The following is a 5,030-nucleotide window of genomic DNA, read 5'->3' on the forward strand; positions in this document are numbered from 1 at the left end:
ACGGCGGTCGTGGCCCCCTGGGCGGGCGAGGTGACGGCGAGCGCGGCCCCCGCGACGACCGTCACGACCTGACGGACCGTCGGCGAGGTGGTGCCGTTCACGGTCTGGGTCGCCTGAATCGTCCACCGGCCGACCGGGACGTCCCGGACCGTGGCGGTCCAGTCCCCGGCGCCGTTCGCGGACGCGGTGGCGGTCAGCCCGCCGCCGAGCGAGATCGCCACGTCGGCTCCGGGCTGGGCGGTGCCGGTGACGACGAGGTCGGTGGTGCTGTCGGCGTCGAGCACGGTCACGGTGGCGCCGGGTACCGGCGCGGTGATCGCGATCGGAGCGCCGGCGGCCACGGTGAAGTCGGACGTCACCGGACCCGAGGTCGTCCCGCCGACGGTCTGCCGAGCGGTCGCCGTGCGGTCGCCGACCGGGACGCCCTGGAATGTCGTCTCCCAGTCGCCGTCGCCGTCCGCGGTCACCGTCGCGGTGAAGGATCCGCCGATGCCGACGGACACCTGCGCGTTCGGCGCGGCGGTGCCGGAGACCGTGACGGGCGTGGTCGAGGTCGGGTCGGCGACGATGATGGTGCTGCCGTCCTCGGGGGCGGTGATGCGCAACGGAGCCGCCGCCGTGACGGTGAAGTCACGCGTCACCGGGGTGCTCGTGGACGCACCGACGGTCTGCGTCACCCGGGCGGAGTACTCCCCCGCCGGGACGTCCGCCACCGCGGTCGACCAGGTCCCACCGGCGTTCGCGGTCGTCGTCGCCGTGCGGCCGCCACCGAGGTCGACGTCGACCCGGGCGCCGGGCTGCGCCGAACCGGAGAACGGCACGTCCCGGGCGTCTCCGGCAAGCGGGAAGTCCTGGTCCGCGGTCGGGGTGTCGACCGTCAGTCCGGCAGCCGCGACCACGCGGAATGCACGGGTCACCGGTGCCGAGGTGCTGTCCCCGACGGTCTGCGTGACGCTCGCGGTCGGCTCGCCGATCGGGACGTCCGGCACCGTGATGCTCCAGGCACCACTCGCGGCGGCGGTCCCGGTGGCGCTGAGGCCGCCGCCGAGGTCGATGTCGATGCGGGCGTTGGCGGTGGCGGTGCCGGTCAGGGTCACCGGCGCGGTGGTGCCCGTGGTCGTGAAGGTCTGCCCCGCCGTCGGCGCGGTGATCGTGAGCGCCTGCTGCGCGACGACCGAGAACTGCTGCGTCGCCGAGCCTGCAGCCGCACCACCGACCGTCTGCGTCGCGGTGGCCGTCCAGGAGCCGGTCGGCACGTTGGCCACCGAGGTGGTCCACGCCCCGTTGGCCGCGACGGTCGCGGTGGCGGTCCGGCCGCTCCCGAGGTCCACCGCGATCGTGGCGCCGGGCTCGCCGGTGCCGCTCACGGTGACGGTGCGGGTGGAGGACGCCGTCGGCACGCTGAAGACCTGGTTCGCGGTCGGGGTCGTGATCGTCGGCGCGACCAACGCCGTGGCGCGGACGGTGGACGTGGCGAGGTCGACGGTCGCGACGTTCGCCCCGGGGAGGATCGACAGCCGCAGGGCGTGCACGCTCCGGGCGCCCGGGTCGGAGCCGCGGCCGTCGCGGAACCCGGTCGTGGTGTCCTGCGCGTTGACGGTCAGGTCGATGACCTGGCGGAGGAGCAGGACGACCGTGGACAGCGCCGTCGCCACGGCGGTGGTCGTGTTCGCCAGCGTGGTGCCGAGCTGTGCGAGGGCCGCCCCGCCGACGACGGGCCGGAGCGCACCCTGCAGCGCCGGGACGACGGTTCCGCTGACGACCGGCGCGAGCACGGTCCCGAGGGGCAGCGGCAGTCCGGCGACACTGCCCGACGTGGTGACCGTGGGGGTCGCGGTCGCGGTGCCGGCGAGCGCGCCGAGCGTCGTGTCGATCCGGAGACCGATCGCAGCGGACGGCTGTCCGAGCACGGTGGCGTTCGTCGCGATGTCCACCCGGACGGCGGTGGAGTTGATCGTGTTCACGACCGCCGTCTGCAGCGTGGTCGGCAGCTGGGTGCCGAGGATCGTGGTGATGCTCTGGTTGATCGAGTCCACCGCGGCGGTCGTCAGCACCGGGGTGTTCGCCGGCTGGCCGTTGAGCGCCGTGAGCTCGTCGAGGTCGACCGTGATGGTCCCGGTCGCTGGGACGATCGTCACGGCGCCGTCCGTCAGCGGTTGCTGGAGGACCTGGGTGAGGGTGTCGTCGAGGTTGAGGTTCACGTTCGACGTGATCGTGGTGCCGCTGACGTTCACCGTGCCGAGCAGCGCCTGGCGCAGCAGCGTCTGGATCTGGGTGGTCACCGTCCCGGTGGTGCCCTGCAGGGCTCCCCCGGTACCGAAGACCCCGTTCACCTGACCGGAGACGGTGCGCAGCTGGTCACGGAGCGACGTCGTCAGTCGCTGCACGGCCGGACTCGTCAGCGTGAGGTCGGCCCCGGCGATCCGGTAGTCGCTCGTGGTGCTCACCGTCGTGCCACGCGTCGCGGTCAGGGTCGAGGCGAGCGCTCCGACACGCAGCTGCGCGTTGGACAGCACCGATGTGTCGGCGCCGACCCGGCTGAACAGCGGCGCGAGGTCCAGCGTCGACGCGCCGGTCCCGATCCCGGTGCCCACGCCGATGCCACCGTCGTTGGTCAGGAGGCCCGAGGACGCCGTGGCGCCGTTCGCCGAGGTCGTCGCGTACTGGCCGTTCACCCCGAGGGTGAGGATGCCGTTCGACCCGAGCAGGTCGATGTCGTTCCCGAGGTCGACCCCGACGGTGTTCAGGGCCTCGACGTTGAGCGGCTGGTTCGTGGTGCCGCCGCCTGTGGTCGCACCGCGCGCGGAGTAGGCACCGCCGAGCTGGGCGATGCCGTCGACGTTCACGATGCCGGACCCGCTGAGGAGCAGCCCTTCGGCCTCGGAGACGTCGGTCGGTGCAGCCACCGCGGGTTGGATCGCCACGGTGGCGGCGACGAGCGCCGTCACCGTGGCGACGACGCCGCCGCGCAGGAGGAGACGCCGATCGTCCGATGCTCGTCGTCGAGCTCGGCCGCCAGCACCGAAGATCCGTCGTGTCCAGTCGCCCGCCGTCGTGGGTACACGGGTACCCCGCAGCGACACGTGCCTGCGCATGCGTGTCTCTTTTCCTGGCGAGCACGCTCGCCACCTGATCCGGAAAACTCCTCCGCTGGTGAGGCGGTGGAGGGTCAGGAACCCTGGTTGGGAGTTCCTGAGGGTGATCTTTGCACACGATCAGGGTGCTGTCCGCAGCCCGTTACGAAACGGACACCCGGCGTGCGGACGTTGTCCGGCCGGCCGGCCCGTGAACGGAAGCGACACCGCACGCGCCCGGGCAGGAAACAGAAAAGACTCCTCACGCACCCGCCAGAGCCCGGTTACCCTTGCTGCGTTTCCGCCCTGGGGGAGTTGGCCTGGATGGCGTCACGTGAGGAGCCGCCGAGAAGTCTACCGGACGCGACGGGCATGATCGGACACATGAAGATCGCCATCGCCGGGGGCCACGGCCAGATCGCCCTCCTCCTCGCCCGCCAGATCACCGACGCCGGCCACGACGCCGTCGCCATCGTCCGCAACCCCGCCCACGTCACGGACGTGGAGCAGCAGGGCGCGCGGGCGATCGTCGCGGACCTCGAGCAGATGGACGACGACGACCTCGGGCTCCGGCTCCGCGGCGTCGACGCGGTGGTGTTCGCCGCCGGCGCCGGCCCGGGCAGCGGGGCGGAGCGGAAGCTGACGGTCGACCGGGACGGGGCGATCCTGCTTGCCGATGCCGCCGAGCGGGCTGGGATCCGGCGATACGTCATGATCTCGGCGATGGGTGCGGACGCGTACGACCCGCAGCGCGCGGTGGTCCCGGCCGCATCGGAGGACGACGTCTTCCAGGTCTACCTGCGCGCCAAGGCCGAGGCCGACGCGAACATCCGTGCCCGGAGCCTCCGCTGGACGATCGTTCGACCGGGAGGCCTGCTCGACACGCCGCCGCAGGGCACGGTCGACGTCGGCCGCACGGTCCCCCGTGGGTCGATCCCCCGTGCCGACGTCGCAGCGGTCGTGCTCCACGCCCTGGTCGACGACACCGCGGTCGGGGTCCAGTTCGAGGTCACGAGCGGCGACACCCCCATCCCCGCGGCGGTCGCGTCGCTCCGCTGAGCGCCGCGGCGGGGTTCCGGCCCGTGGCCGCACCGTGCCCACCTCGCCACCCCGTGCGAGGAAAGCGGACGGGCCTACCCGGCCGCACCGTGCGCCCCTCGCCACCCCGTGCGACTTTGACCGCACCGTGCCGCGCTACAAGCGCGCACCTAGCCACCAACCCCGCACCAGCCGACGAACACGGCACCGTGCAGTGCGCGGCACCACCCGCCGGACGGGAGGCGCGGCGCCAGGCCGCCCCACGCCTCCCGTCCGCACCGCGCGCCCCTCGCCACCCCGTGCGAGGAAGGCGGACTGACCAACCCGGCCGCACCGTGCGCGCCTCGCCACCCCGTGCGAGCTTGACGGCACCGTGCCGCGCTACAAGCGCGCACCCAGCCAGCAATCCCGCACCAGCCGACGAACACCGCACCGTGCAGTGCGTGGCACCACCCGGCGGACGGGAGGCGCGGCGCCAGGCCGCCCCGCGCCTCCCGCCCGCACCGTGCGCACCTCGTCACCCCGTGCGAGGAAGGCGGACGGGCCTACCCGGCCGCACCGTGCGCGCCTCGTCACCCCGTGCGAACTTGACCGCATCGTGCCGCGCTACAAGCGCGCACCCAGCCACCAACCCAGCACCAGCCGACGAACACCGCACCGTGCAGTACGCGGCACCACCCGGCGGACGGGAGGCGCGGCGCCAGCCCACCCCGCGCCTCCCGCCCGCACCGTGCGCACCTCGTCACCCCGTGCGAGGAAGGCGGACTGACCAACCCGGCCGCACCGTGCGCCCCTCGTCACCCCGTGCGAACTTGACCGCATCGTGCCGCGCTACAAGCGCGCACCCAGCCACCAACCCAGCACCAGCCGACGAACACCGCACCGTGCAGTACGCGGCACCACCCGGCGGACGGGAGG

At 73.4% G+C, this 5,030-nt stretch carries 2 protein-coding genes and 1 other RNA gene; 1 reads left to right on the top strand and 2 read right to left on the bottom strand.

From position 1 onward, the window contains the following. A partial coding sequence (locus I5E_RS06660) for a choice-of-anchor G family protein (protein ID WP_148286886.1) occupies positions 1 to 3,095 on the bottom strand: 3,095 nt, incomplete at its 3' end. A gap of 229 nt (positions 3,096 to 3,324) precedes the next feature. Then, positions 3,325 to 3,421: signal recognition particle sRNA small type (gene ffs, locus I5E_RS23375), an RNA gene on the bottom strand. A gap of 37 nt (positions 3,422 to 3,458) precedes the next feature. On the opposite strand from ffs, the gene I5E_RS06665 reads away from it, so the two are divergent. Beyond that, positions 3,459 to 4,133: an SDR family oxidoreductase gene (locus I5E_RS06665; protein WP_031261751.1), complete on the top strand. Its 675-nt coding sequence runs from the start codon at positions 3,459 to 3,461 to the stop codon at positions 4,131 to 4,133. The last annotated feature ends 897 nt before the right edge of the window (positions 4,134 to 5,030 follow it).

The organism is Curtobacterium sp. B18 (assembly GCF_000333375.1).
Classification (GTDB): Bacteria; Actinomycetota; Actinomycetes; order Actinomycetales; family Microbacteriaceae; genus Curtobacterium.